We start from the raw sequence: 25476 nt of genomic DNA, 5'->3' as shown, positions 1-25476 counted from the left end.
GACGATGCAGGCGGTCGTACTGGCCGGGGCGGCGCTGGCAGTGGCTGCATGCTCCACGGGCCGAGCGAACCACAACACGCCGACGACCACCCCGACACCGACGACATCGGTCGCGGCTCCGGCCGAAACCACCTCGCGGGTTCCGGTGACACCGCCCTCGACACCGCTGGCGGCTCCGACCGCACTTCCCGTCGAGGTCGGCCCGGTCGACGACACCGACGTCGATGCGGTCACGGTCGCCGTGGCGCGGATCTGGTACGGGTGGGACACCACCCGCGATCTGTCCCCTCACGACGCCAAACTGCGCGCGGCCCCGTTGCTCGAACCCCGGCTCACACAGCTGCTGCGCGACTATCCACCGATATCGGGCCCGGGAGCGGACTGGCTCGACCTGACTGCACGGTCAGCGGTACTAAGTGTGCCCGCCGACGGCGTGCGCCCTGGCGCGGAGGTCGGCGCGCCCGCCGACACCGCGATCTCCGCGACGCGACTACTCGAGGTCACCCAGAGGGTGAGCACGGCGAACGAGCCCCTGCCGGAGCGTCACTTGGTGGTCGGGCTCGCGCTGGTCAAGGTCGGCGCCGGCTGGCGCGTGTCCCAGGTGGGTGCGCGATGAGCGCGCGACCGCGGCGCCCGGTGATCGGCGGAATCGCCGGTGGCGTCGGCACGACCACAGTGGCACATCTGCTCGACGGCACCGATGTCGGCGTCATCGAAGCCAACGGCACCCAGTCTGTCGACGTCCTGGTGACCCGCGCGACCGCCGTCGCGGTGAGCTGGGCCATCACCACCGCCCAGCGGATGCCCACGCGCCCGGTCCTGGTCGTCATCGCCGACAGCGAGGGTCGCTGGCCCTCGGTTGTCCAGCGCCGACTGAAGATGGCCGCCGCCAATCTGAACACCCCGGTGCTGCGGCTCGGCTGGTTCTCACCGCTGGCTGCCAGTGACAACCCCTGGGACCTGCTGACTACCGGTGTCTTCGATGCCGACCGCAAGACCTATCGATGGGCCGGACCTGCCCGCAAGTTCCGCGACGAGCTGGTTCAGGCGGTGCGCACCGCCATTGAGCGCGAAACCCCAACCATCACAGCCACATCCGAGCCGGACCCCATCGACGAGGGCGAGCACGAGCGCCCCGTCCTGCGGGTGTCTTGACCGATCACGAGAAGGAAATTCCCATGTCCACATTGTTACTGGCCGCCGACTGGTTGGCGCAAGTCCCCAATCCGCCCGCGAAGGAACTGCCCGGCGAATTGGGCGATCGCGTCAACGACACGCTCGGCTACGCCAAAACCCTCTGCTACGCACTGGCTTTCGCCGGGTTGCTCGCGGTGGCCGGAATGCTGTTCGTGGGCCTGCGCGGTCGCAGCGACACCGCCAAAAACGCTCTGGGCCACTTGCCGATGGTCATCCTCGGCATCGTCATCACCGGCGGCGCGGGCGGGATCATCGAGGCGTTTCGGTGAAACGGTCGCTCTGGGCGTTCGCGCTCACCGCGATCCTGACCACTGCGGGTGCCGGAGTCGTAGACGCTCAGCCGCCGACGACCACACCGGCCCCGCCGACCAGTCAGCAGCTCAGTCCCCAAAGCCCGGGAAGCGGCGGCGGAGAACAAATTCCCATCCGCGACCCCGCAACCGGCGGCGTGCAATGGGACAAGTTCGGTGGAGATCCCGCCGAGGCTCCCGAGGACCTGGACTCCTTCATCGCCGACTCGCTCGGTTGGATGCGCACCCTCGCACTCGCCTGCGCGGTCGGCGGCGTGCTGATCACCGCCGCGGTGCTGATGGTGGGGATTCGCGGTCGCTCCGAGCAAGCCAAGAAGGCCCTGCACTCACTGCCGGTCGTGCTCGGCGCCACCGTGCTGTCCGGGTCGGCCTACACCGTCATCAACGTATTTCTATGAAAGAGATTGAGCCCCAATGTCATTGACTACTTCCGAGTTCCGCGAAACCGCTGGCCTGGCGAAAGCGCGCCGCGCGTATCTGATCGGGTCGATCTGCGCGGCGGTACTCGCCGTTGTCGGCGCTCTCGCCCTTGTCGGCGTGGGCTTCCACGGCGAGACCGATGCACCAGGCGACGCAATCGCAACAGCCTCGACGACTGTCGTGACGACCGCCGCGAAGGGTTCGCTGGTCCCCCAGATCCCGGTCACCCGTTCCCCTGCCGACCCGGACTGGCTGACCGCCGCGCCCCAGGGGCTGTCCTGGCAGCGCGTCGACGGCGCACCCGTGCCGTTCACAGGGTCAGATGGGCCCTCCCACATCGACGGGGCGGTCGCGACCGGTTACGCCCACACCCCGCAAGGCGCGACCGTCGCGGCACTGCAGATCGGCATGCGACTGCTCTACTCCCCCGATTTCGCCCGCGTCCTCGACATTCAGGCCGCAGTCTCGTCCGCCGACCGTCACCAGATCCTCACCGCCCGTACCAGCCAGCCTCGGCTGGACCCGGCCGCCGTGCAGGCCAGCACCGTGCAGCCCGCCGGATTCAAGGTCGGCGCCTACACCGACGACGCCGCAACCATCTATTACGCCTATCCCCGCACCTCCGGCACCTACCGGATCGCCCGTCAGGCCGTGGTCTGGCGTGACGGCGATTGGCGCTACAGCAGCGATCTGAGCGCCCCGGCACTGCCCGAAGCGACAGACCTCACCGGATTCACCTCGCTGTAGCAAAGGAAACCTCGATGTTCACCACCCGGGAATTTGCCGACCACCACGCACCCCGCGACCCACGCCCACCGCGCCGCTGGTTCCTCGCGGCCGTGGCCGCCGTCCTGGTCGCCGTCGTCGGAATTGTCGCGGTCGCCGTAATACGCGACCAGACAACCCATCCCACTACATCACCCACGCCTGGCGCAGTCGCCACCGCGACGCCGCCGCGTGAGCTGGACTGGAAGTTGATCAACGGTGTCCGGCTGCCGTTCGGCGTGGACGGGCCCGCCCAGGTCGATGGTCCGCGTGCCCACGGCTACAGCCGCACCCCGCAGGGTGCGCTTGTCGCGGCGTGGCAGATCTCCACCCGGGTGTTGACCGATACCCGCTACGAGCAGCTGCTCGGTACCCAGGTACGCGCCGACCTCGGCCAGCAACAGCAGGTGCGCAACGCGATTACCCAGACCCGCAACCTGTCCGCCGAAGAGTTCGAACAAGCCTTTCGTCAGCCGTTCGCGTTCCAATTTGTCTCCTACACAACGACTTTCGCGCGGATCTACTTCGCGGTCCCGTCCAACAAGGGCGGCTACGACTTCGCGCGCCGCGCCGCGCTCTGGGACGGCAACGACTGGGTCTACCAGGTCGATTCCGGCCTTCCCGAACTACCGAACTCAACGGCCCTCAACGGGTTCACGACCTTCCAGGAGAAGGCACAGCGATGAGCACCAACACACCAACGATGCTGCGGCCCATCGTGCTCGTGGGCTTGCTGCTGGCACTGCTGATGGGCCCCGCGACGCTGGTCTCGGCCGCGCCACCACCACCGGATATGCCACAGAAACTGTCGGAGCTGAGCGCCGAACAGAAGAGCTGGCGCGACACCGACGGCGTGATCTGGTGCTCGCAGCACTCCCAATTCCCCGGGTGCGAGGCCAAACCCGACACCGGCTACCTCTACCCCAACGACGACACCCTCTTCCGGGCCCAAATCAACAACGGCGCAGCGCAAACCACGATCGACCTGAACCCGGGCCACGCCGCCGACAACGCGATCGGCAAAGCGGTGGACTCGGCATTTGGCAAAGCCGCCGAGTCCATTGGCAAGTTCTCCGGTGACCTGCTGGTCGAGTCGATGACCTGGTGGATCGGCACCGACTCGATCAGCCTGTCGTATGCGGGAGTGATGGCGGACAAGGCGCCGGTCCAGAAGGTCGTGTTCTTCATCATGATGGCCGGAATCCTCACCGGCTCCATGGTGATGATGGTGACCCGGCGCACCGAACCGGGTGCTCAGATCCTGGTCGGCGGAGTCAAATACATCGTTATCTCCTCGATGGCACTGATCGTGCTGTCGGGTGCGATCAACGCCGGAGACGACTTCGCCCGCCAGCTCATCGACACCGACGCCAACCAGTTCGGCCAGCGAGTCCAAGCCATGCTGGGAACCGCCACCATCGGCAACCCCGGCGGCGTGCTGCTGCTCGGTATCGTCGCCTTCCTGCTCGGCGCGATCCAGTGGGTAATGGGCTTCATCCGCCAGGCCGGAATCATCGTATTATTCAATTTGATCTTGTTCGCTGCCGCCGGACAGCTCACCACATGGGGGCGGCAGTGGTTCCCCCGCATCGCCGCCACCTGCGTGGCGCTGGTTCTCTACAAGCCGATGGCGGCCTACATCTACTCCCTGGGCTTCGCGCTCATCGGCCAAGAGCAATCGCTCACAACCTTGGTCACCGGCCTGATGGTGATCGCGCTCGCGGTCATCGCCTTGCCCGCGATGCTGAAGTTCTTCGACTTCATGGGCATGCACGTCAGCGGAGGCTCCGGCGCGCTCGGCCTCGCGGTCGGCGGTCTGGCAGGCGGGGCGCTCGGCGCCGCTGCGGCCATGGGCGGCGGCAGTTCAGGTTCTTCCTCGGGGGGAGATGGATTCGCGAGCTTCATGTCCGCGACCGGCCCCAACGGCGGCGAGCCCGACCCGTCGCCGGGCAATGGGGGCACCTCTGCCCTGACCTCGGGCGGCGGACAGGCCCAGCTGGAATCGGGGTCCGCGCCCAAGGCCCTCGGCACCGGCAGTTCCGGACTCGAACTCGAAGCCGGACCCAGCCCGCAACCCGAGAATCCCGATGCCTCCGGCACACCCTCCACACCGAGCGGCGGCGGCAGTGGCATCGACGTCGCCAGTGCCACTGAGGCTGGTGGAGCCGCCGCGGCCGGCGGCGGGTCCACCGCCGCCACAGGAGCTGCGGGCGCAGCCGCCACCGGAGGGGTCTCCATGGCGATCCAAGCCGGGCTCTCAGCGGCGAGTTCGGCCGTCGAAGCCGCCGACGATGTCGGCGCGGAGATGACCGGTGACGACCTAGGACCCGAACAGCGATGAGCGCCAACACATCTCACCAAATCAGGACACATCCATACGCCGCACGGCAGGCGGCACACGTTAGGGGCACACAATGAGCGACACCGGCTACGGCGGATTCCGCGAGGTCAAGGGCTTCGGGCTGGGCCGTCTCGGCACCAGCGGCACGGCCATCATCCTGGCCTCGGTAGTGGGATTGGCCTTCACCACGTTCATCGACCTGTTCCTGGCCTTCATCGGCCTGTTCATCGCCATCCCCGTGTTGGCGCTGACGATCGTCCCGATGGGCGACTCGCGACGTACCGTCGTCGAGCATCTGACCTGGAACGTCAGGGCGTGGTGGGGCAATCGGCACAACAGCGACGCCTACGCCGCCGACGTGCTCGAAGAGGTGCCGCGCGGGGAGAACATGCCCGGCGTGTTGGCGCCACTGATGCCGTTGACCGTCGAAGATGGTCGCGGGGGCACTCAGTGCCTGATCTGGAACCGCCGCACCGGCATCTTGTCGGCGGTGCTGAGGGTGTCCCCGGTCGGCATCACCTTGGCCGACAGCTCCGACACCAACGCTTGGGTCCGCAATTACGGCGCCTGGTTGGCCGATCTCGGGTTTACCCCGATCGTCTCCTCAGTCGTTTTCACGTGTGAGTCATCCCCGACCGGCGGTGTCGACCAGCGCGCCTACACGTTGGCCCGTATGGAGCGCGACGGCAAAAACGCGCCCGCGCTTGCCAAGAAGATCATGGAAAAGGCCGTCAACCAGTCGCGTTCGACCACCGCCGACATCCAGATGCGGGTCACGGTGAACTTCGATCTATCCAAGGCATCCCCACAACCCAAGACCCTCTCCGAGGGCGCGGCCGAGGTCGTACGGTGGCTTCCGCGCATCGAGTCCGCCCTCGCCGCGTCCGGGGCGACAGTGACCGACCGCGCGTCCACCGCGTCGGTGATCCGCAATATCCGCGCCGCGGTCGACCCTGCCATCCGAATCTTCCTCTCCGACACCCCCGACAACAACGACGACGAACTGCTGACCTGGACCGACGCAAGCGCACTGCGCACCGAAACCACCAAAGACGTCTACTACCACGACTCCGGCTATTCGGTGACCTGGGTACTCAAGGGAATGCCCAGCAGCGTTGTGCGCCAACATATCCTGCTCAAACTGGTCAGCCCCGGCAAGTACTATCGCCGTTTTTCGATGGTCTACCGGCCCTACAGCGCCGCTGCCGCTGCCGACATCGTCGAGCGTGAGATTCAGGGCGGCAAACTCCGCCAACTCTGGAACACCAAGACGAAAAAGGACGAGACCCAGAGAGAATTCGACGATCGTGTGCGCGCACGTAAGGCCGCGCAGGAGGAGTCGATGGGCGCGGGTCTTGGCCGGTTCACCATGTACGTCACGACCACAGTGCGCAGCGAGGAAACCCTCGCAGCGGCCTGCGCCGATGTCGAGGATCGGGTCAGCGCCACCAAATTGCAGTTCCGTCGGGCCCGTGGGGCGCAGCCCGCCGCATTCGCGTCTTCGCTCGGTTACGGCATCGAGCCGACCTCGGGACTTTCGCGCAGTGCCGCACAGAGGTGGCTAGGGTGAGCGGCACCGGAGTTGTCACCGAAGCCGAGGCAGCCGCTCGGCTGCATCGGGCGGCAGGCCGTGCAGGTTTGGCTGAACGCTGGCTGGCCAAACTGGGAGTCGTCCCGGCCTACCGCAGCCCCGAACTGCTCGATCCTGATGAACCTGGCCAGGAACCGTTCAACCCGTTCGCGCCTTTCGCTTCCCTGCCTCCGATTCCCGACGCGCGCGGGGAGCATCGCCCCTTCGGCGGGTACGCCCACAATGTCGACGCCGGTCGTCTGTTCGCGGGCACGACCACCCAGGTCCAGGGCCTGTACCCGTTCCCGGCAGCGTCGGGCGCACGGGTGCGCGGTGTCCCGTTCGGTCGTCATCTGCATACCGCCGAACCCATCGGACTCGACCCCTCGCAGTGGCTGGTCGACGGTTTGGTCACCAACACCGGCCTGTGGGTGCAGGGACAGCCCGGCATCGGAAAATCCACCGCGATCAAGCGGCTACTCGTTGGACTCGTCGCGTTCGGGTTTGCCGCGGTAATCCCCGGCGACATCAAAGACGAATACACCCCGATCGTAGAAGCGTTGGACGGCAAGGTGTTCCGCATCGGACGCGGGCTGCACAGCCTCAACCCCCTCGACCTCGGGCCACTGCGCGGCGCGATCAATGCGGCGATCGGTACCCAACGCGAGCAGCTGGTCTCCCAGGCTCGTGGCCGTCGGCTGGACCTGCTGGAATCGCTGATCACGATCGTCGGCGGTCAGGACCTCACCGCCACCGAGCGGCTGCTGCTGGCGATGACCGTCGACCAGGCCGACGCCGCCAGCCAACGCTACGGCTTGCCCGACCCGACGATCCCCGAGCTGGTACAGATCCTCGACTCCGCCACCGATCCGCTGCTGCGCGTCGTGGCAGCCCGCGATGAGCACGACTACCGGCGCGAGATCCGGGAGTTGCGCAACACGTTGGTCCTGTTGTGTGAGGGCCCGATCAAGGGCATGTTCGACCGGCCGTCGAGCTTCTCCCTCGACGCCGACCTACCAGCGATCTCGCTGTCGCTCGGGGCCGTTGAGGACGACGGCGACGATGTGGTGGCCGCCGCGATGATGTGCGCGTGGGCGTGGTCGGCGGGCCTGATCGAGGGCAAGCAAGCCGCCGGGCAACGCCGCAATGTTTTTCAGCCCCAGGACGAATTGTGGCGGGCGTTGCGCGCGGCCCCGGGCTTGGTCGAGAAGTCAGACCGGATGACCCGACTCAACCGCAGACGCGGGGTGGTATCGGTCCAGTCGACGCACTCCATCACCGACCTGGAGGCGCTGCCGACCGAGGCCGACCGCGCTAAAGCCAAAGGCATGGTCGCCCGCAACGCCATCAAGGTCATCGGCGGGCTCGACAACGCCGAAATGGAACGGCTGCACTCGATTTCGCCGTTCACCTCCGGCGAGAAGGAGTTGGTGACGCGCTGGTCAGCGCCACCGACCTGGGTGCCCGGTCAACGTCACCCCGGCCGAGGCAAGTACCTCATCAAATCCGGCTCACGCATGGGTTTGCCCGTGAACGTGGACCTGACACCAGAAGAACTCACCCTTTACAACACCGATGGTGCCTTCAGCGGACTCCACGGCTCCGCCTCTGAACGGAGCAACCGTGCAGCATGAGCGACCGACCCGGGAAAGGATCGTGATGCGGGAGGTCATCGCCGCACCAGACTGGAACCACGATCCCGGCGGCACAACCACCGCCATGATCATCACGATGTCCGACCATGTTGCGGCACTACCGCGCCGCTGGTGGGACCAGAGCCTCGTATGGAACCCCGAAATATGCGGCCCCACAACCACTTTTCGATGGGACCTGCTCGCAGCAATAACCGATGCCACCGATGCCGACCGCATCGCCGAGGCGCTGTTCTCCGTGGTTCACGACGAAGGCGCGTTGTTCTTCGTCCCAGAGGCATCGCTGATGACCGCGAACCTGCTCCTGGCCGCCGTACGCGGACGACGCAACCTCACCGACGTTCTCGACTGGATACACACCGGCAACCTGAACGAGCCCTACCGCCTGCTGGACCTATCGGGCGAGCACGGCCCGACCGCGGACCTCGACACCTTCGAACAATCGCCGACGGGGGAACAGGCCGCGATCTGGGCTGTGGTCCGCCAAGCCATGCTGCCACTGGATTATGGCCCGATCCTCGCCGCCCTGACCCCGCACGCGGGGGCAGGGTCGGTAATCGAACAACTGCCGATCCTCGAATCGGGTGCGCTCGCCACGCACGGGGAGATCTTCGTCGTTGAGGTGCCCGGCACCCGCAGCGCGGGTGCAGCCGCCGCACTGCGGGCCGAGCTGCTGCTGGCGTCCCAGAAGGCGGGCGTGTCGGTGCAGGTGGTGAATGTCGGCGCCCTGCGAAGGAGTGCGTGATGGAAGATTCCGCGCTGGCCTGGGTGTGGGTAGCGGCGTTCGTCGCGGCCGGAATCGGCTACGCCGTCTACCGAATCCACGAACAAGGCACGTCATGGCTGGTGATCGGCCTGGTCGCGGCGCTGCTGGTCCTGCTGGTCGCCGCGCTGGCGTGGGCGACGTGGAAGGTGTGGCCGCGCGAGACCCCGGAAAAGCTGCTGCGCGACAAAAGCCAGATCCAGGACATGCTCGGCAAGCAGGCCGCCCAGCGGGGCGCGAGCCTGCGTGCCTCCGTCAAATCCACCAAGGGCGTGTCCATGCGAGAGCTGGCCCCGCTGATCGGTCGCCTGCTGGGCAAGCCGATCTTCGCCTCCTGGGAGGACTTCACCATCGTGCTGATGGGGCCGCGCAGCAACAAAACCTCCGCCGTGGCGGTCCCGCGTATCCTGTCCGCGCCTGGCGCGGTGATCGCCACCTCGAACAAACCAGATCTGTGGATTCTCACCGGCGCCCTGCGCAAGGCAGTCGGACCGGTCTATGTCTTCGACCCCGGCCAGATCGCCTACGCCCCCCAAACATGGTGGTGGAATATCCTTTCCGGCATCACGACGTTGCGCGAAGCCAAGATGATCGCCGAGCACTTCATCGAGGAGAACCGCGGCTCAGGCTCTGCCCAAAGCGAAGACCCGTTCTTCGCACCGACGGGCAAAAACCTGCTGGCATGGGCGCTGCTGGCCGCCGCTCTGAGCGGGCGCACCATGCGCGACGTCTTGGACTGGATCGACACCTACTCCGACAAGCCGATCGACATTTTGCACCAGCACGGAAACCGCCGGGCGGGTAACGCTCTCGCCGCCGTGCTCGACCTGCCGCCCGAGACCCGAGGAGGTGTCTACGGCGAAGCTCAGACCGCGCTGGCATCGATCCAGGACGAAGAAACCCTGCGCTGGATCACCCCACCAAATACGTGGGAACAGCAGTCCACAGCAACGATCGCCGAACTCGACCTGTGGAACGTATTCGCCTACGAAAGTGACCAGGCCCCGACGCTGTACCTGATGACTCAGGAAGGGGCATCCAGCGCTGGCGCGGTGATCGCGGCCATGGTCGCCAAGATCTTCGAACTCGGCGACCTCGCCGCATCAGCCCATGGCGGACGAGTCGATCCACCACTGACCCTCGTCCTCGACGAATGCGCCAACATCTGCCGGATCAAACGTCTGCCGAAACTCGCCTCGCACCTCGGGTCGAAGTCGATGTGTGTCACCGCGATCTTCCAATCCGAAGCACAGATCATCTCCACCTGGGGCGCCGACGAAGCAGCCGCGCTCTGGGGCGCGTCGACCGTGCGCATCCTCGGCGCAGGGCTGCAAGACGAGCCGTTTCTGCGCAAGATCTCCGGCCTTGTCGGCCAATACAAGCCCCGCGAGCGCCGCCGCTCCCACGGCCCTGGTGGTGTCACCACCTCCAACGACCGCGGATCACTCGAGCCGATCATGCCCGTCGAAGACATCGCCGCGATAAAAAGGCACAACGCGCTACTGATCCGGCAGTCTTCGAGGCCAGTGCTGATCGACCTCATTCCCTGGTACACCGAACCGGACAAGGGCGACATCGAACGAGTCCGAGACGAAGCCACCCAGGAGGTGCAGAAGTCCGCGATCGAACAGCTGGGCCCGGCCAACCCGGTCGCGAAGGCACTGCGGCGTCGACTCGACTACGAGGCGAAAGCCACTGCGGCGTGAGCGTCAGCGAGTACCGGGACGCTGGCCTCGAAGAACTGCGTGAACAGCTCGCGACGCTGAGCGAAGCGCTCGTTGAGATGCGCAACCAAAACCGGTTGCTGTCTACGAAAGTCGAGCGTGTCGATGCGACCGCTGCCCGCTCCGCACAGGGGCTCGATGAGTTCGAAACAGCCCTCGGCTCGCTCGCCGATCGGATGGCCGCGAGCGCTCCACCCAACCCAGGCATCGACGTGGCACCGAGCGCCGTCGAACCGGCGGCGGCTGCAGCGACCACTCCTGCTGACACAGTCCTGGACCAGATCGACATGGAAGTGCTGTTGGAGTGGGTGATCGAAAATATCGGCGCGTGGGCTCAACGCAAACTACCGCGTTCGGCCACAAGCACCGCGAACGGCGCGATCTGCTGGTGCTCGCACTGGTTCGAACACCCCGAGGCGGTCACCGTGCTTTGGTCGCTACGCCGCGCATGGCTCGAAGCAGTCGTCCAGCCCGGTGCCGCCATGGCCGTGTACTTCCGTGACTTCTTCTATCCGCTGCTCAACACCCTGACTAACCCAGCCGGCCCGTTTTACGCCTGTACGCCCGACAATCACGACCTTGACGCGAAGTTCATCCCGGTGATCCCGGCGGCTTTCAAACCGTGATCGCTGCACGCCCCAACCTCGAAGTCCATGGGCATGCCCCAAGCGGACGACCAGCATGTGCCGCGGGCGCCGACGATCTGCCACTACCGGGCGTACGCAATATATGTCCGCCCGGGAAATTGCGAGTTCGTGGTATCAACGAGCCGAGCTGGATCTACGGTGCGGCATCTGGTTGCCCGAAGACATCGAACGGCGAGTCGCCGGTGAGCTGTGCCGCGCCACCTGGATTCCCTCCTCGACCCCACCACCGTTCACCGACCGGCACCTCGTTGAGCGGATCGGGATGCTGTCCACTGTGGGCCCCACCTACCGTCTCGGTAGAAGCCCTGGCAACCGACGACGTCCGGAGGTACGCCTGGCCGACGTCCTCCGCGCGGGTTGCTGCCCTTGGCCTCCTTGGCCGAGTCGTGGCGGCGACAACTGGACGCGCTCTACACCCACGGCGCGGCTGGATACAACGACCAATATCAGCGCCTGCTCGCCGGGGACCCGACCACCGATCAGCACGACATCGACAACCTCGGCATCGGCGGCGAACTAGGCGCCCTGAAGGAGTACTTCGCTGGGTTCGGCAGGCCCGGCAAGCTATTCGTCGCAGTCGCTACCGGTGACGTCGACTATTGACTCCCGGGCGGCTCACCCATCCACCAAGGCACGCGATCCAGCCGACCAGCAATATGCTCGCCATGCCGTCACTTCGCGAGATCAGCGATCCCGGGAACTCTCACCCATCGCGGCTCGTCGGTGCCCGACCAACACAGCGACCGGCTTTACTGACGGTGAGCTCTCGGCAGCGACGTGGTCGTCGAGTAGATCGGCGGTGGTGTCGAGCGCGGTACGCCACTCGGGTTGCAGCTGCGGATAGTCCCCGAGCACGGTCGCGTCGCCGTAGATCTTGGTCCAGCCATCATCTCGGTCGTGAAGTCCGGGAAACCTGTCCGTAGGTCCTCGATCCGTGCGCGCACCGCGGTCAGCTCGACCGCGTCGAAGTTGTTCTCGGCGTGGGGTTCGGGCAGTCGCTGACGCGAAGCTTGCTCGTCGATAAAGCACAGACAACAACCGACACACCTGGGACCGCAGTCGCGCCTGGTCGCGACCAACGGTATCGGCACCCACCAACTCGTGCGCCACCATCGCCGCCAAAATGTTCGCGGTGATAGGAGACGCCCGCCCGACCCGCGCACGGCTCACCAACTGAAACGACCAACCCTCCGGAGGAAAAGCCTCCGGACATACCGGGGCGGCTCACACGCGGGCTGGCCCGCATCTCTAGCCTCGGACGGACCAGCTCGGACCGTCGGCACGAGCACTGTGTGATCGAAATGTGTTGGCTCGGGTATCGAACGCGGCATACCACCGCCTGAACTGCGCACCGCCACTTTATGACAGCACGGCAAATTCCGCTGTCGCGCAACGATGTTCGATCGCGGTTTGCCCGCGAGATGCTCACACGACCACGAGTTCCACTGTGCCGCAATGCCACCTCGACGAGCGGGAATTCGGCTATCCTGAGATCGACTCCGGGGGGAACCTGCCTGCGTTCAGCAGAGCTCCGGCGCGCCCCAATCAACCTTGGTGCGAGGTGCAAGTTCGGAGGCTGAGTAGATGAACAAAGCCGGACCAGCATGCAGTACTGGCTTTCCACACGGTGGCGAATACCCACGGTTACAGCACCCGGGGCGACGCTACGGTGAACTCAAACACTTACCCATCGGCCCGATGCTGGTGGAGAACCCGCTGGTTACCCGCCGCCGCATCGATGAGCTCGAGGGTTTGGTCATCTCGATCCGGCACAAAGGCATCCTGCAGCCACTGATCGTGGGACGCGCGGCGGCCTTCCGGCTCGCCCGGCCAGACGCGCAATTACCGCCCGGGGCGGAGTTCGTGGTGGTTGCGGGGCACCGAAGGTACGCGGCCGCGCGGCTCGCGGGCCTGGCCACGGTGCCGGCCATCATCCGCGACGACGTCGTCGCCAAGGCAGACAACGTGGTGGTCTCGCTGGTGGAGAACGTGCACCGGGCCAAGCTGGTGCCGTTGGAGGAGGCGCGGATGCTGGCGGTGCTGCGCGATCTCGGGCTCACCCAGCGCGAGATCTGCGAGCGCACCGGCGTCAGCCAGGGGCAGGTGTCCAAACGACTACGACTACTGGACCTCCCGATCTCGCTGCAGGACGAGATCGAGGAGGGCTCGCTAACGGTGATCGATGCGTTGACCGTCCTGCAGAACCTGTCCGATCCCGCGCAGCAGCAGCGGTGTGTGGCGTTGAGCCAGCAGCACAGCCGTTCGGTCCGCAGCGTGCTGCGCCAGCTCGAACGCGAGCCAGCGGCGCCCCCGCGTAGCCCCGATCCGAAGCCGGAACCTGTTGCTGGTTCCCGGAATGACGCGCCTACGCCACACTTGACCCCGGTGCCCTCGCCCGCTCCGCCGCAGGTCCCGGACCTCGAACTACTCAAGGGTCCCGACGTGAGCGCGTTGCACGCGGCCTCGGCGCAGGCCCGGGCGACCGCCTGCCAGTTGCTCGTGCAGCGCGGCCTCGCCGGGCGCTTCGCCACCGAATTGCTCATGGATCTCGCGCTCGATCCCCCGATCGCCCGCTCGGCCGACGCGGTGCAGGCGGCCCGGATGGTAGCCCAGCGGTGGATCCGGTCGATGCCCGTCAAGGACATCGAGCGCGAACCGACCGAGGCCGAGCTCGCGTGCGCCGAGCTCGCCGGCGCCGGGCTGGCGCCGAGCGACCTGGCCGGGGCGATCGCGCTGGCCCATCGCGAGATCGATCTGAAATTCGCGGCGCCGCTGAATCGTCCGTGGCGGCGCTCCGCCCGTAGGCACATCAGCCGCCTCGCCCGGTGGGGGGTGCACGAACCGAGCTCCTATGAACTGGCCCGCCTAGAGGAGCCCGAAGAGCCCAACCATCACATCGAATCCCGCTGATTCCATGGAATCAGCGTCGAAGGCCATGGAGGTCGCAATGTCGGTGCAGTACGTCGTCGGTATCAATATCGGATTCCATGATTCCTCCGCCTGTCTGCTACGCGACGGTGCGCTGCGGATGATGGTTGAACAGGAGCGAGTGAGCCGGCGCAAGCGGGCGCTCGCCCAGAGCCCCGCCGACGCGGTGGCCGCCTGCCTGCAAGCCGAGGGTATCGGCCCCGACGAGGTCGACGTGCTGGCGATCGGCTGGGACTTCCGCGACACCGCGATGGGCCGGATGAAGCGCTTCGGCGACGAAGCCCTAACGCGCGCAATCCTTCCCGGCCGCACCCGCCCCGCGCCGCCGGTGCGCTGGGTGCCGCATCACATCGCGCACGCTGCCTCGGCCTACTACAGCAGCGGACTCGAGGAGGCGGCGGTCCTGGTGGTGGACGGCGCGGGCGAGCGCACCGCCACCACCATCGCGACCGCCACCCCGGCCGGCATCGAGATCGTGCGGGAATGGCCGATCTCGCAATCGCTGGGCTTCCTGTACGCGGCCGCGACCCGCTGGTCCGGGTTCGGTGATTGGGGCGCAGGCAAACTCATGGGCCTGGCGGCCTATGGACGACCGACCGACGATTCGCCGGTGCGCGTCACCGCAGACGGCTACGAACTCGTCGTCGACGGCCGCCGGCTGGAAATCGCCGAGGACGACGGCCGGGCCGCGCGCGGGCCGATGCTGAGCCAGTTCCCGGATTTCGAGAAGGCCATGCTGGGCCGCTTCGCCGAGATGTACCCGTATGCCGAGCGTTCCGACAGCGGCGAAGACGCCATCGCCTACGCCGATTTCGCCGCCTCGATCCAGGACGGCCTGGAACGGGCGATGGCCGCGCTCGCCGAACAGGCCGCGGGAACCGGGAAATCCGCGCTGGTGCTGGCTGGCGGCGTGGCGATGAACTGCTCGATGATCGGCGGGCTGATCCGCGCAAGCACCTTCGACACGGTCTACGTGCCGCCGGTACCCACCGATTCCGGTGTCGGGCTCGGCGCCGCCCTCGTGGTCGCTGCAGAGCAGGACGGGTTCGCGCCCACCGTCATCGATCATCCCTATTGGTCCAACGACATCGACCGCGACGAAGCCGAAACCGCCCTCACCGCAGCCGGTTTGACTGGCCGCGAGCTAGCCGAGGACGATCTGGCCGCCGAGGTGGCGGGCCTGCTCGCGGCGGGCCGCATCCTCGGCTGGGCGCGCGGACGGGCCGAGATCGGCGAGCGCGCGCTGGGTGCGCGCAGCATCATCGCCGACCCGCGCAGCCGGACCACGCTGCGCCGGTTGAACGTTCTCAAAGGCCGGGAGATGTGGCGTCCGGTCGCGCCGAGCGTGTTGGCCGAGCGCATCGACGAGGTGATGGAGACACCGGTCGGCTCCCCCGCCCGCTTCATGCTGGCGGCCGGGCGGGTGCGCGCCTCGATGCGCACCATCGTGCCCGCGGTCACCCACGTCGACGGCACCGCGCGACCGCAGCTGGTGGACCGGCGCACCAATCCGGGCTACTGGTCGATGATCGAGAATTTCCGGCGGCTGACCGGGGTGCCACTGGTGGTGAACACCTCGTTCAACCTCGCGGGCGAGCCCATCGTGCGCACCGCTGCGGATGCCATTTCGACCTTCCAACGCTGCCCGGAAATGGACGCACTTGTGCTCGGACCGATGCTGGTCGAACGTCCGGAAAACGCCGGGACCAGGACGAACTGATGTCCGGCCGGAAATTCGTTGACCCCGCTGGAATTTCGCCGCCACTTGCTAACCTGGCCGATATGACGATCTCGCGGAGCTTCGTGAACATCTGCAGTGACCAACTCCCGACAACGCGTGACTTCTATGTAGATCTACTCGGTTTCCAGGTCGGCTACGACAGCGATTGGTTCGTGCAACTCAGCGACCAGGATTCCGACGCCACCATCGGCATCATGGCCCGTGATCATGAGCTGGTGCCCGAACAGGCCCGCGGCAAGGCCACCGGCTCCTACCTCACCGTCGTCGTCGACGACGTGGAACCGGTCTTCGCCCGGGCCAAGGAGCTCGGCGTCCCGATTGTCGAAGAGCCCCGGGATCTGTTCTACGGCCAGCGGCGCATGCTGGTCACCGATCCCAACGGCGTGCTCGTCGACGTGTCCAGCCCGACCGCGGCACCGCCCACCGGCCTCTGACATGTCCACCCAGGATTTGCTGGCTCCGGTGCGCGCCTGGTTGCGCGCCGGAGCCGAATCCGGTGGTCCGGGTGCGCCTTTGGAGGCGGTCCTGAGCACGGTGGACGCCGCGGGCAAGGCGGACGCGCATTGGATCCGCCTGAGCCGGGTCGACCACGGCGTCGTATTCGGCGCGTCGCACGGCTCCGACCTCGGCCTGGATCTCGCGCTCGAATCCACGGCTGTGCTCTGTGTGCACGCGCCGCGGGGTCCGCAGCGCGCCCGCATCGCCTGCGTCGCAACTCGTCTGGATCCGCTCGACTCCGACCGTCTCTTCGACGAGCTGGACCGGCACGCCCAGCTGCGCACCTGGCTGCCGGGCCGGGACAACCCCGAAGCCGACACCCTCGCCGTCGTCCGGTTCCGGTTCAACGGCCAGCTCATTCCACGACCGCACGCGTGGGGCGGCTACCGGCTGCTCCCGACCGCGGTAGAACTCGGCACGGCAATCCCGCTTCACTGATTCCACCGGCAAGGGGGCGATAGTGACCGACCATGCGATCGAAATACACGGTCTGCGAAAGACATTCGGCGAACGGACTGCGGTCGAGGAGCTTTCCTTCACTGTCGCGCCGGGTTCGGTGACCGCCCTGCTCGGGCCCAACGGCGCGGGCAAGACCACCCTGGTGCATCTGCTGGCCACCCTGCTGCGGCCCGACGCCGGTTTGGCGACGGTGGCCGGGCACGATTTGCTCGCCGAGCCGGAACGGGTGCGCGCCTCGATTTCGCTCACCGGACAGTTCTCGGCGGTCGACGAGGTACTCACCGGGCGGCAGAACCTGATCATGTTCGGCCGGCTGCAGGGGTTGTCCCGACGGGCAGCCAAGGAACGCGCGGCCCAGGTGCTCGCGGACTTCGCCCTCACCGACGCCGCCGACCGCCCGGCGGGCAAGTACTCCGGCGGCATGCGGCGCCGCCTCGACCTGGCCTGCAGCCTGGTGGTGCCGCGTCCGATCCTGTTTCTCGACGAACCGACCACGGGCCTGGATCCACGCAGCCGCCACCAGCTGTGGGAGGTGGTGGACGGGTTGCGGGCGACAGGCACGGCGGTGCTGCTCACCACCCAGTATCTCGAGGAGGCCGACCGGCTCGCCGACCGCGTCGTGCTGATCGACCACGGGCGGGTCAAGGCCGAAGGCACACCCGCCGAGCTCAAAGCCGCTGTCGGACAGACGGTGTGCGCGGTGCGGGTGGAGGGCGAGGAGCAGCGGGAGACAGTCGCGCGGCTGCTCGCGGAGCTGCGCCCGCGGATCGAGGGCGGTGAGATCGTCGTCCCCGACGCCTCGGCGGCCGTAACGGCCGGCATCGCGCGGCGCTTGGACCGGGCGGGCATCGAACCGAGCGGGCTGACCTTGCGCCAGCCCAGTCTCGACGAGGTGTTCTTCGCGCTCACCGGCGCGGGCGCGCATGCCGAGGACGCGACAGCCGACAGCGGTGCCGCATGGTGACCGCGGCGCCGGCGCAGGCCGCGCTGCTCGCGGGCCGCAATATCCGCCGATTGCGCACGCCCGCCACAGTTTTCGGCGCGGTGGTGATTCCGCTGGTCTTCTTCATCGGCTTCTCGGCGGTACTCGGGCGCATGCTCGAGTACCGCGGCCTGGACGCGGCGCAGTACCTGACGCCCGCGATCGTGGTGCAGGCCGGGATGTTCACTGCCATGTCCGCCGGGTTCGCGGTGTCCTCGGACGTCGCCGAGCGGGTCATCGTGCGGTTCCGGACGATGTCGGTCGGGTGGACGGCGATCCTCGCGGGGCGGCTGGCCGCCGATGGGCTGCGGGTCGTCGGGTCGGTGCTGGTCGTGACGCTCGCGGGTATGGTCGCCGGGTTCCGGTTCCACGGCACCGCGCTCGATGCCGCTGGATTCGTCGCGCTCGCAGTGCTTTTCACCCTGGTCCTGGCCACCGGCGCGGCCGCCCTCGGCGCGGGCTCCGACGACCCGGAGTCGGTCAACGCGCTGCTGCAGATCCCCTATCTGCCGCTGATCATGCTTTCCTCGGCGTTCGTGCCGGTCGCCGCGTTCCCGGGGTGGCTCGAGCCTGTCATCCGGAATTCGCCGGTGACCGCGGTCGTCGAAGCGCTGCGCGGACTCGCGGATGCGGAACCCGGCACGCCCGCGCTCCCGGCCGCGCTGACCTGGCTCGCCGTGCTCGGTCTGCTGTTCGTGGTGCTGTTCCAGCGCTCGCTGCGCACAGCGATGGTGCCCAAATGAGTATCGCCATCGAGACCTTCGTGCTGGCCGAGCGCAATCTGCGCCGGTTCGCGGCCAGCCCGCGCGCGGTGATCGGCACGCTGCTGTTCCCGCTGTTGCTCATGCTGATCATGCTGGCGGCGTTCTCCGAGATGGTGACCGGCGTCAGCGGCGGTGCCTATATCGATCGGCTGGCGCCGCTGATCGTGTTGTACGCGGCCGCTTTCGGCGCGGTGAACACCGGACTGGGCCTGTTCAACGATCTCCGATCGGGCCTCATCGATCGAATCCGCTCGCTGCCGGTGCACCGCGGCGCCGCCCTGCTCGGGCGGGTGGCCGCGGATCTGGTTCGCATCGTGGCGGTGGCCGCGTTGATCACCCTCGTCGCCGCGGCCTTCGGCTTCCGGTTTAGGGGCGGCCTGGCCGGGGTCGTGGGATTCGGGTTGATCGCGCTCGTCGTCGGCTGGATGTTCCTGTGGCTGGCCGTCCTCATCGCACTGCGGGCGCGGACCGCCGACGGTGTCAGCGCGGCATTGAACGGCCCGCTCACGCTGCTGCTGTTCCTGTCCACGGGATTCGCTCCGGTCGAAGCGTTTCCGGGCGCCCTGCAGCCGATCGTGCGCGCGAACCCGTTGAGCGTGGCGAGTGCGGCGATGAGCGGGCTGGCCGGTGGTGGTCCGGTGACCGGGCCGGTGCTGTGGACGCTGCTGTGGGCGGGCGCGGTCACGCTGGTGGCGGCTCCACTGGCCATTGCGCTGTTCGGTCGCCGCGGTCGCTGAGCCGCTATTCCCGTGCTGCCCGGGCCGAGCCGTTGCGGCGGGTAACCCGTGGCGACCACACTCGAAAACTATGTCCCCCCAACGGATAACCACGCTGCTCCCGAGCTTGCGACCACTGGATCCGGCGGTGCTGGAGGATCCGTACCCGACCTATCGGCAATTGCGTGACGCCGGCCCGGTGTGCCGGGTCAGCCCGGCCGCGTACGGCGTCACCCGGCACGCCGAAGTGGCGGCGCTGCTAAAGGACCCGCGGGTGAGTCACAAGTTTCCGGAGTCCGATCCCCGGTTCGCCGCGCAGGATCCGGTGGCGTTCGAACTCGCGCGCCGGATCATGTCAACGCGCGAGGCGCCCGACCACACCCGTATCCGAAAACTCGTCGCGCCCGCGTTCGGACCACGCCAGGTGGCGCGCCTGCGCGCGGACATCGCCGGCCAGGTCGAGCGCCTGTTCGCGGCGGGCATAGAACGCGGGCGAATGGATATCGTGAACGACCTCGCGCTGCCGCTGGCGGTCGGGACGGTGTGCGGCGTGGTCGGCCTGCCCGACCAGGTGCGCGACGAGATCGCCGGGCGGGCAGCGGATCTGAGCCGGGCCTTCACCCCCTTCGCCATGCCCGAACGCACCCGGGGCGCGGCGGCGAGCGCACTGGCCTGGCTGCGCTCGATCATCGCCGAGGAGCTCGCGCAGCGCAGGTATGCACCGCGCGACGATCTGCTGACCAATGTGCTCGGCGGGGCCGAGGACGAACGGCTGAGCCTCGAAGAGGCCATCGACAACGTGGTTTTCGTGTGTTTCACCGGCTACGAGACCACGGTGAACATGATCTCCAACGGCTGCGCGGCGCTGCTGCGCTTCCCGGATCAGCTCGCGCTGCTGCGCGAGGATCCCGCCCTGGTGCCGACCGCGGTCGAGGAGTTCCTGCGCTATGAGGCGCCCAGCCAATACGGCGCGGGCATCGCGCAGGAGCCGATCACGCTGGGCCCCAGCACGATCAAGCCGGGCCGCGTGGTGTTCCTACTGCTCGGCTCCGCTAACCACGACGAACGCGTCTTCCGCCATCCGGACCGGGTCGATGTGACCCGCTCCCCCAACCCCCACGTCAGCTTCGGCGGCGGCCCGCACCGCTGCGTCGGCGCCGCGCTCGGCCGCGCCGAGGGCGAGGTCGTCTTCGACGCGCTGGCCCGCCGCCTCATCCGCTTCGAACCCGACGGCGCGCCGGTGCGCGCGCCCAACGCCTCCATGCGCGCCTACGCCGAACTACCAGTCGCGATCGGCGCGGCCTGAAACCAGGCCCGATACGGAAAGGTTCCCGATGGACCCGCAGTTGCAACGAGCCGCCGCCATGATGCCCCGCACCGATCTCACCGATCCGGTCGCCGCACGCGAGGCGACGCTGGCCTTCAAGGAGTTCGTCGGTGTGCCACCGACTCCCGACTCGATCCAGATCGAGGAGCTCGAGATCCCGGGCGGCTCGGGCGCGCCCGCCCAGCTCACCCGGATCTACCGGCCCAAGGTCACCTTGCGGCCGCTGCCGGTGATCGTCTACTACCACCCCGGCGGCTTCGTGCTCGGCGATCTCGACACCGACCACGCCCGCGTGCTGCGCCTGGTCGAGGGGGCCGGCGCCATGGTGGTGACCAGCATGTTCCGGCTCGCGCCGGAGCATCCCTTCCCCGCGGGCATCGAAGACGCCTACGCCACCCTGTGCTGGACCGCGGAGAACGCCGCGCTCATCGGCGCCGACGCAGACCGGATCGCGGTGGGCGGCTGCAGCACCGGCGCAACCTTCGCCGCGGCGATCTCGCTGCTCACCCGCGACCGCGGCGGGCCGCAGCCGATGTTCCAGCTGCTGCTCTACCCCGCCCTGGACGACCGCCTCGACACGCCATCGATGACACAGTTCGAGGACATCCCGGGTGGGGATCGCACCGGCGCGGAACTGATGTGGCGGCACTATCTCGGCCCGCTGTACGGCAGCAGCGAAGTGCCCGCGTACGCGGCTCCGGCACGCGCACAGGACCTTTCGGGCCTGCCGCCGGCGTATCTGATGGTCAACGAGATCGACGTGTGCCGGGACGAAGAGCTGGCCTACGCGATGCGACTGATCGCTGCGGGGGTGCCCGTCGAACTGCACCACTATTCGGGCACCTTCCACGCGTTCGAGTCGATGGTCCGCGGCTCGGAGATCTCCCGGCGCGCGCTCGACGAGCAGATCGCGGTGGTGCGCCGGGCGCTGCGCCGCCGCCCGGCCGCTCGCGCGCAGCAGGAGCCCGCCCGATGAACAGCAGCCGCGCGGTGGCCGCCGCCGAAGACCTGCTGCGCTCACATCAGGAGGTCACCGCGCCGACCACCTTCGGGCTGCTCGGGGCCGAATGGGAGCTGCTACCAGGGGTTTACGCGCCCGCACTGACCAGCTCGGCCGCACTGTACGCCGAGTGGCTGCCCTATCCGGTCGGCGGTTCGTTCTGCGAGGTGGGCTGTGGCACCGGCTATCTGGCGGTGCTGGCGGCCGAACGGGGGTGCGCGCGGGTAGTCGCGCTCGATGTCAGCCCGGCCGCGGCCGAGAACACCCGGCGCAATGCCCGGCGCCACGGGGTCACCGAGCGCGTCGAGGTCGCCGTCGGCGATCTGTTCGCCCCGCTCACGGCCGAGGATCGATTCGATGTCGTGTTCTGGAACTCCGCGTTCATCGACGCCGCACCCGAATCATCCCCGACCGACAACGATCTCGCGCCGGCGTTCTTCGACGACGGCTACCGCACCCACCGCCGCTTCCTCGCTGACGCCAGCCCGCATCTGGCGCCCGGAGGGCTGCTGCTGCTCGGCTTCTGCGACCTGGGCAATCGGTCGCTGCTGGAATCGGTTGCTGCGCAAGAGGGTTGGCGGCCACGCACGGTTCGCGCCTGCACCACACCGTCACCGGGTGGGCAGTTGAGCTTCGAACTGATCGCGCTGGAGCGAGCGTGACCGGACTGCTGGACTGGATCGCACGGGCGGAGATCGAGGACACCGGGCGGGGTATCCATCTCGCCGATCGCGACGACTGGACCCTGTGGTCCTATCCGCGGCTGGCCGGGCTGACTCGCACGACGGCGGCCGGATTGCGCGGCAGCGGCGTCGATCCCGGCGATGTCGTGGTGATCGTGGCGCGGTCCGGGCCGGGCTTCGTCGCCGCGTTCTTCGGGGCGCTGCTGGCCGGGGCGACACCGGCTCCGGTGCCACCCCGGGCTCCGTTCCGCACGGCCGATACCTACGACAACCATCTGGCCGCACTGCTACGGCTCGCCCAGCCCGCCGCGGTGCTCACCGACGCCGATCTGCTCGAGCATTTGCGTCCGGTGGTCGGGGCATCCGCGCCTTGCTTGTCGATCGACGAACTTCTCGCCGCTCCGGCATGCGCGCCGGTCAAGGTATCGGCCGCCGATGCGAAACCGCCTGCGCTACTGCAGTTCACCTCCGGATCGACCGGCAACCCGCGCGGCATCCGCGTCCCGCACGACGCGCTCGCGGCCAATATCGCCGCCATCCGTGCCTGGCTGCACTGGCGACCCGAAGACGCCTGCGCGTCGTGGCTGCCCGTCCATCACGACATGGGCCTGATCGGCTGCCTGCTGACCCCGATCGTCACCGGCGCGGACCTGTGGCTCATGCAACCCGAGCACTTCATCACCCGGCCCGAACGCTATCTGCGCTGCTTCGGCCCGAGCGGTGCCCGGTTGACGGCGATGCCCACCTTCGGCCTCACCCACATCCTGCGGCGGCTGCGCGATCAGAGTTTCACCGCGCACCTGGCCGCGACGGACCTGTCGGGCTGGCGCGCGGCGGTGATCGGGGCCGAGCGCGTCGACCCGGCGGTGCTGGACGAATTCGAGTCGGCGCTGGCGCCTTTCGGGCTGCGCCCGGGCACCTTGCTGCCCGCCTACGGCCTGGCCGAGGCCACCCTCGCCGCAACCGGTGTGCCGCTCGGGCGGGCGCGCCGGGAGTTCCGGGCCGACCCGGCGACACTGACCGTCGGCGAGCAGGTTCACGAGGCGCCGGACGGCAGCCGGATCGCCGGATGCGGTGCGCCGCTGGACGAGACCCGCGTCACGGTGACCGGCGCGGACGGCCGGGAGCTACCGGAGCGGCACGTCGGCGAGATCGTGGTGCGCGGCCCCGCCGTCGCCGCGGGTTACGTCTCCGCCGGCTCGACCGCCTCCACCACCCGACTGGACGACGGCACACTGCACACCGGCGACGCCGGATTCATCGACGGTGGTGAACTTTTCGTGATCGGCCGACTCGGCGACGCACTCAAGGTGCGCGGCCGCCTGGTCTACGCCGAGGATCTGGAGGCGGCACTGGGTGCTGCCGGGCTGCCCCTGGCCCGGCTGGCCGTCGCCCTCGGCAGTCATCACGGCAGCCCGACCGCAGTCGCCGTGCTCGAAGACGCCACCCCGCAGCGGGCCGAAGCGAGCGCGCGCATTCTGCGCGCGGCGGCGGGCGGCGCCGAGGTGATCGTGGTGGCCGCGGAGTCGGGAACCATCCCGCGAACCACGAGCGGAAAACCCCGTCGGCGCGCCCTGTGGCAGTGGTTCGTATTCCGGCAAACAACCTCGTAGACAGGCGATTTCGACCGATCCTGGCAGTAGCCTCGGTGAGGTGGAAGAACGATCAGAAGCCGAAGTCAGAGCCACCATCCGCGATTTCGTGAAGGCGCTCGCGCCAGCCCCGCGTACCGATGATGTCACCGGCGCGCACCTCGTCGACGATCTGGGCTACCACTCGCTCGGGTTGGTCGAGCTGGCGTTCGCTCTAGAGGACGCCTTCGACCTACCCCCGATCGACGAGCAGAGTGCGAGCAGCATTCGCACCGTCACCGATATCGAGGACTACTGCGTCGGGCAGCTCGTCGAGCTCGACGCGCTGGTCCCCGGAAGTCGATGAGCAGAAAGGCCGGACCGTGACCACTCCCGCACGCCCCACCGCCTCGGTCGAGGCGATCGAACGTTTCACCGAGCTCGCCGATTACGTCATTCCCTTCACCATTCGCGCGGTCGGCGAACTCGGGGTGGCCGATCAGCTGCGCGACGGCAGCAAGACCATCGAGGAACTCGCCGTCGCCACCAACAGTCATTCGCCGTCGCTGTATCGCGCGCTGCTCGCGCTGGCCAGCAAGGGCATCTTCACCGAGGTTGAGCCCGGCCGTTTCGGGCTGACCCCGATGGCGGAGCTGCTGCGCAGCGACACCATGCTGTCGCTGCGGGACGGTTACCGTCTGCTCAGCGCCGATATTCAGGCCTGGGCCCGGTTCGACTACAGCCTGCGCACCGGCACCGCCGCGTTCGACCTGGTGCACGAGCAGGGGTACTGGGACTACCTGGCCACCCATTCGGCCTACAGCCGCCGCTTCGACCGCGCCATGCAGACCTTCACCAAGCTCGAGGCACGCGCGATCATCGCCGCCTACCCGTGGACCGGCGTGGAGACGGTGGTCGACATCGGCGGCGGCAACGGCGCGTTCCTGAGCTTCCTTTTGCGCACCTACCGCACCATGCGCGGCACCCTGTTCGATCAGCCGCACGTGGTCTCCGGGGCCGACGCGGTGCTGGCAGCGGCGCGCGTCGAGGACCGCTGCACCGTCGTCGCCGGCAGCGCCTTCGAGTCGATTCCCGCTGGGGCGCAGGTCTACACGATGAAGCGGGTGCTCTACGACTTCGACAACGACGAAGCCGTCACCATCCTGCGCAATGTGCGCGCGGCCATGACCGACGATAGCCGGTTCCTGCTGTGCGATCCGGTGCTGGAGCCCGGCGACCGTTCCGATATCAGCACCACCTACGGGCGGATCTACGACCTGCTCATGCTGGCGATGGTCTCGGGTCACGCGCGCAGCGTCGACGAGCTCGCCAAGCTGTTCTCCGAGGCGGGCCTGCAGTTGACCAGAGTTGTTCCGACCCATGTGTTTCCGATCGTGGAGGCACGGCCGGTCTGAGA

At 67.9% G+C, this 25476-nt stretch carries 26 protein-coding genes; all 26 read left to right on the top strand.

Features of this window, described 5'->3' with window-relative positions; translation table 11 throughout:
• Window positions 1–4 precede the first annotated feature (4 nt).
• The 26 genes from ACTWPB_RS08390 to ACTWPB_RS08265 all read left to right on the top strand — a co-directional run bounded on the left by ACTWPB_RS08390 (window position 5) and on the right by ACTWPB_RS08265 (window position 25474).
• Window positions 5–616, top strand: a complete 612-nt coding sequence (locus tag ACTWPB_RS08390) for a hypothetical protein (RefSeq protein ID WP_446225116.1) — start codon at window positions 5–7, stop codon at window positions 614–616.
• Window positions 613–1155 (top strand): hypothetical protein, encoded by a 543-nt coding sequence (locus ACTWPB_RS08385; protein ID WP_446225115.1) that lies wholly within the window; start codon window positions 613–615, stop codon window positions 1153–1155. The genes ACTWPB_RS08390 and ACTWPB_RS08385 overlap by 4 nt, the downstream gene beginning before the upstream one ends.
• Before the next feature lie 23 nt (window positions 1156–1178).
• The gene (locus ACTWPB_RS08380) at window positions 1179–1466 is read left to right on the top strand and encodes a hypothetical protein (RefSeq protein WP_365060841.1); all 288 of its coding nucleotides are present in this window, start codon (window positions 1179–1181) and stop codon (window positions 1464–1466) included.
• Window positions 1463–1906 (top strand): hypothetical protein, encoded by a 444-nt coding sequence (locus ACTWPB_RS08375; protein ID WP_446225114.1) that lies wholly within the window; start codon window positions 1463–1465, stop codon window positions 1904–1906. Before ACTWPB_RS08380 ends, ACTWPB_RS08375 begins: the two co-directional genes overlap by 4 nt.
• Before the next feature lie 16 nt (window positions 1907–1922).
• Entirely contained in the window at window positions 1923–2675 is a 753-nt protein-coding gene (locus tag ACTWPB_RS08370) for a hypothetical protein (protein WP_446225113.1), read from the top strand.
• Between the two features lie 14 nt (window positions 2676–2689).
• Window positions 2690–3379 carry a hypothetical protein gene (locus ACTWPB_RS08365; RefSeq protein ID WP_446225112.1) on the top strand — a complete coding sequence of 230 codons (690 nt, stop codon included), beginning with the start codon at window positions 2690–2692 and terminating at the stop codon, window positions 3377–3379.
• Window positions 3376–5034: a hypothetical protein gene (locus ACTWPB_RS08360; protein WP_446225111.1), complete on the top strand. Its 1659-nt coding sequence runs from the start codon at window positions 3376–3378 to the stop codon at window positions 5032–5034. The genes ACTWPB_RS08365 and ACTWPB_RS08360 overlap by 4 nt, the downstream gene beginning before the upstream one ends.
• A gap of 73 nt (window positions 5035–5107) precedes the next feature.
• The gene (locus tag ACTWPB_RS08355; protein ID WP_446225110.1) at window positions 5108–6604 is read left to right on the top strand and encodes an SCO6880 family protein; all 1497 of its coding nucleotides are present in this window, start codon (window positions 5108–5110) and stop codon (window positions 6602–6604) included.
• A complete protein-coding gene (locus tag ACTWPB_RS08350) occupies window positions 6601–8238 on the top strand; it encodes a hypothetical protein (RefSeq protein WP_446225109.1) in 1638 nt (545 codons plus the stop codon). The genes ACTWPB_RS08355 and ACTWPB_RS08350 overlap by 4 nt, the downstream gene beginning before the upstream one ends.
• Window positions 8239–8263: 25 nt before the next feature.
• The gene (locus ACTWPB_RS08345) at window positions 8264–9001 is read left to right on the top strand and encodes a hypothetical protein (RefSeq protein ID WP_446225108.1); all 738 of its coding nucleotides are present in this window, start codon (window positions 8264–8266) and stop codon (window positions 8999–9001) included.
• Window positions 9001–10725, top strand: a complete 1725-nt coding sequence (locus tag ACTWPB_RS08340; RefSeq protein WP_446225107.1) for a type IV secretory system conjugative DNA transfer family protein — start codon at window positions 9001–9003, stop codon at window positions 10723–10725. The genes ACTWPB_RS08345 and ACTWPB_RS08340 overlap by 1 nt, the downstream gene beginning before the upstream one ends.
• Window positions 10722–11369, top strand: a complete 648-nt coding sequence (locus ACTWPB_RS08335) for a DUF4913 domain-containing protein (RefSeq protein WP_446225106.1) — start codon at window positions 10722–10724, stop codon at window positions 11367–11369. Before ACTWPB_RS08340 ends, ACTWPB_RS08335 begins: the two co-directional genes overlap by 4 nt.
• A gap of 387 nt (window positions 11370–11756) precedes the next feature.
• The gene (locus ACTWPB_RS08330; protein ID WP_446225105.1) at window positions 11757–11993 is read left to right on the top strand and encodes a hypothetical protein; all 237 of its coding nucleotides are present in this window, start codon (window positions 11757–11759) and stop codon (window positions 11991–11993) included.
• Window positions 11994–12974: 981 nt separating this feature from the next.
• The gene (locus ACTWPB_RS08325) at window positions 12975–14300 is read left to right on the top strand and encodes a ParB/RepB/Spo0J family partition protein (protein ID WP_446225104.1); all 1326 of its coding nucleotides are present in this window, start codon (window positions 12975–12977) and stop codon (window positions 14298–14300) included.
• 37 nt (window positions 14301–14337) lie between these two features.
• Complete coding sequence (locus ACTWPB_RS08320) at window positions 14338–16038, top strand: carbamoyltransferase family protein (protein WP_446225103.1); 1701 nt, start codon at window positions 14338–14340, stop codon at window positions 16036–16038.
• Window positions 16039–16100: 62 nt separating this feature from the next.
• Complete coding sequence (locus ACTWPB_RS08315) at window positions 16101–16493, top strand: VOC family protein (RefSeq protein WP_446225102.1); 393 nt, start codon at window positions 16101–16103, stop codon at window positions 16491–16493.
• A gap of 1 nt (window position 16494) precedes the next feature.
• A complete protein-coding gene (locus ACTWPB_RS08310) occupies window positions 16495–16995 on the top strand; it encodes a hypothetical protein (RefSeq protein ID WP_446225101.1) in 501 nt (166 codons plus the stop codon).
• A gap of 22 nt (window positions 16996–17017) precedes the next feature.
• On the top strand, window positions 17018–17980 hold the full coding sequence (locus ACTWPB_RS08305; RefSeq protein ID WP_446225100.1) for an ATP-binding cassette domain-containing protein: 963 nt from the start codon (window positions 17018–17020) through the stop codon (window positions 17978–17980).
• Complete coding sequence (locus ACTWPB_RS08300) at window positions 17974–18741, top strand: ABC transporter permease (protein WP_446225099.1); 768 nt, start codon at window positions 17974–17976, stop codon at window positions 18739–18741. The genes ACTWPB_RS08305 and ACTWPB_RS08300 overlap by 7 nt, the downstream gene beginning before the upstream one ends.
• Window positions 18738–19499 (top strand): ABC transporter permease, encoded by a 762-nt coding sequence (locus ACTWPB_RS08295; protein ID WP_446225098.1) that lies wholly within the window; start codon window positions 18738–18740, stop codon window positions 19497–19499. The genes ACTWPB_RS08300 and ACTWPB_RS08295 overlap by 4 nt, the downstream gene beginning before the upstream one ends.
• Before the next feature lie 70 nt (window positions 19500–19569).
• Window positions 19570–20784: a cytochrome P450 gene (locus tag ACTWPB_RS08290; RefSeq protein ID WP_446225097.1), complete on the top strand. Its 1215-nt coding sequence runs from the start codon at window positions 19570–19572 to the stop codon at window positions 20782–20784.
• Window positions 20785–20812: 28 nt separating this feature from the next.
• Window positions 20813–21781, top strand: a complete 969-nt coding sequence (locus tag ACTWPB_RS08285) for an alpha/beta hydrolase (RefSeq protein ID WP_446225096.1) — start codon at window positions 20813–20815, stop codon at window positions 21779–21781.
• Complete coding sequence (locus tag ACTWPB_RS08280) at window positions 21778–22467, top strand: methyltransferase domain-containing protein (RefSeq protein WP_446225095.1); 690 nt, start codon at window positions 21778–21780, stop codon at window positions 22465–22467. Before ACTWPB_RS08285 ends, ACTWPB_RS08280 begins: the two co-directional genes overlap by 4 nt.
• Entirely contained in the window at window positions 22464–24101 is a 1638-nt protein-coding gene (locus ACTWPB_RS08275) for an AMP-binding protein (RefSeq protein ID WP_446225094.1), read from the top strand. Before ACTWPB_RS08280 ends, ACTWPB_RS08275 begins: the two co-directional genes overlap by 4 nt.
• A gap of 40 nt (window positions 24102–24141) precedes the next feature.
• Window positions 24142–24426: a phosphopantetheine-binding protein gene (locus ACTWPB_RS08270; RefSeq protein WP_446225093.1), complete on the top strand. Its 285-nt coding sequence runs from the start codon at window positions 24142–24144 to the stop codon at window positions 24424–24426.
• A 16-nt stretch (window positions 24427–24442) separates the two neighbouring features.
• Entirely contained in the window at window positions 24443–25474 is a 1032-nt protein-coding gene (locus tag ACTWPB_RS08265; protein ID WP_446225092.1) for a methyltransferase, read from the top strand.
• Window positions 25475–25476 lie beyond the last annotated feature (2 nt).

This window comes from Nocardia sp. IBHARD005 (assembly GCF_052814245.1).
This window is presented reverse-complemented; position numbering and strand designations above follow the sequence as displayed.

Coding starts and splice junctions, on each gene's coding strand:
- ACTWPB_RS08365 (WP_446225112.1), top strand. CDS start 2,690: ATGTTCACCACCCGGGAATTTGCCGACCACCACGCACCCCGCGACCCA.
- ACTWPB_RS08345 (WP_446225108.1), top strand. CDS start 8,264: ATGCGGGAGGTCATCGCCGCACCAGACTGGAACCACGATCCCGGCGGC.
- ACTWPB_RS08385 (WP_446225115.1), top strand. CDS start 613: ATGAGCGCGCGACCGCGGCGCCCGGTGATCGGCGGAATCGCCGGTGGC.
- ACTWPB_RS08300 (WP_446225099.1), top strand. CDS start 17,974: ATGGTGACCGCGGCGCCGGCGCAGGCCGCGCTGCTCGCGGGCCGCAAT.
- ACTWPB_RS08325 (WP_446225104.1), top strand. CDS start 12,975: ATGAACAAAGCCGGACCAGCATGCAGTACTGGCTTTCCACACGGTGGC.
- ACTWPB_RS08285 (WP_446225096.1), top strand. CDS start 20,813: ATGGACCCGCAGTTGCAACGAGCCGCCGCCATGATGCCCCGCACCGAT.
- ACTWPB_RS08310 (WP_446225101.1), top strand. CDS start 16,495: ATGTCCACCCAGGATTTGCTGGCTCCGGTGCGCGCCTGGTTGCGCGCC.
- ACTWPB_RS08280 (WP_446225095.1), top strand. CDS start 21,778: ATGAACAGCAGCCGCGCGGTGGCCGCCGCCGAAGACCTGCTGCGCTCA.
- ACTWPB_RS08390 (WP_446225116.1), top strand. CDS start 5: ATGCAGGCGGTCGTACTGGCCGGGGCGGCGCTGGCAGTGGCTGCATGC.
- ACTWPB_RS08370 (WP_446225113.1), top strand. CDS start 1,923: ATGTCATTGACTACTTCCGAGTTCCGCGAAACCGCTGGCCTGGCGAAA.
- ACTWPB_RS08360 (WP_446225111.1), top strand. CDS start 3,376: ATGAGCACCAACACACCAACGATGCTGCGGCCCATCGTGCTCGTGGGC.
- ACTWPB_RS08290 (WP_446225097.1), top strand. CDS start 19,570: ATGTCCCCCCAACGGATAACCACGCTGCTCCCGAGCTTGCGACCACTG.
- ACTWPB_RS08295 (WP_446225098.1), top strand. CDS start 18,738: ATGAGTATCGCCATCGAGACCTTCGTGCTGGCCGAGCGCAATCTGCGC.
- ACTWPB_RS08380 (WP_365060841.1), top strand. CDS start 1,179: ATGTCCACATTGTTACTGGCCGCCGACTGGTTGGCGCAAGTCCCCAAT.
- ACTWPB_RS08355 (WP_446225110.1), top strand. CDS start 5,108: ATGAGCGACACCGGCTACGGCGGATTCCGCGAGGTCAAGGGCTTCGGG.
- ACTWPB_RS08315 (WP_446225102.1), top strand. CDS start 16,101: ATGACGATCTCGCGGAGCTTCGTGAACATCTGCAGTGACCAACTCCCG.
- ACTWPB_RS08340 (WP_446225107.1), top strand. CDS start 9,001: ATGGAAGATTCCGCGCTGGCCTGGGTGTGGGTAGCGGCGTTCGTCGCG.
- ACTWPB_RS08320 (WP_446225103.1), top strand. CDS start 14,338: ATGTCGGTGCAGTACGTCGTCGGTATCAATATCGGATTCCATGATTCC.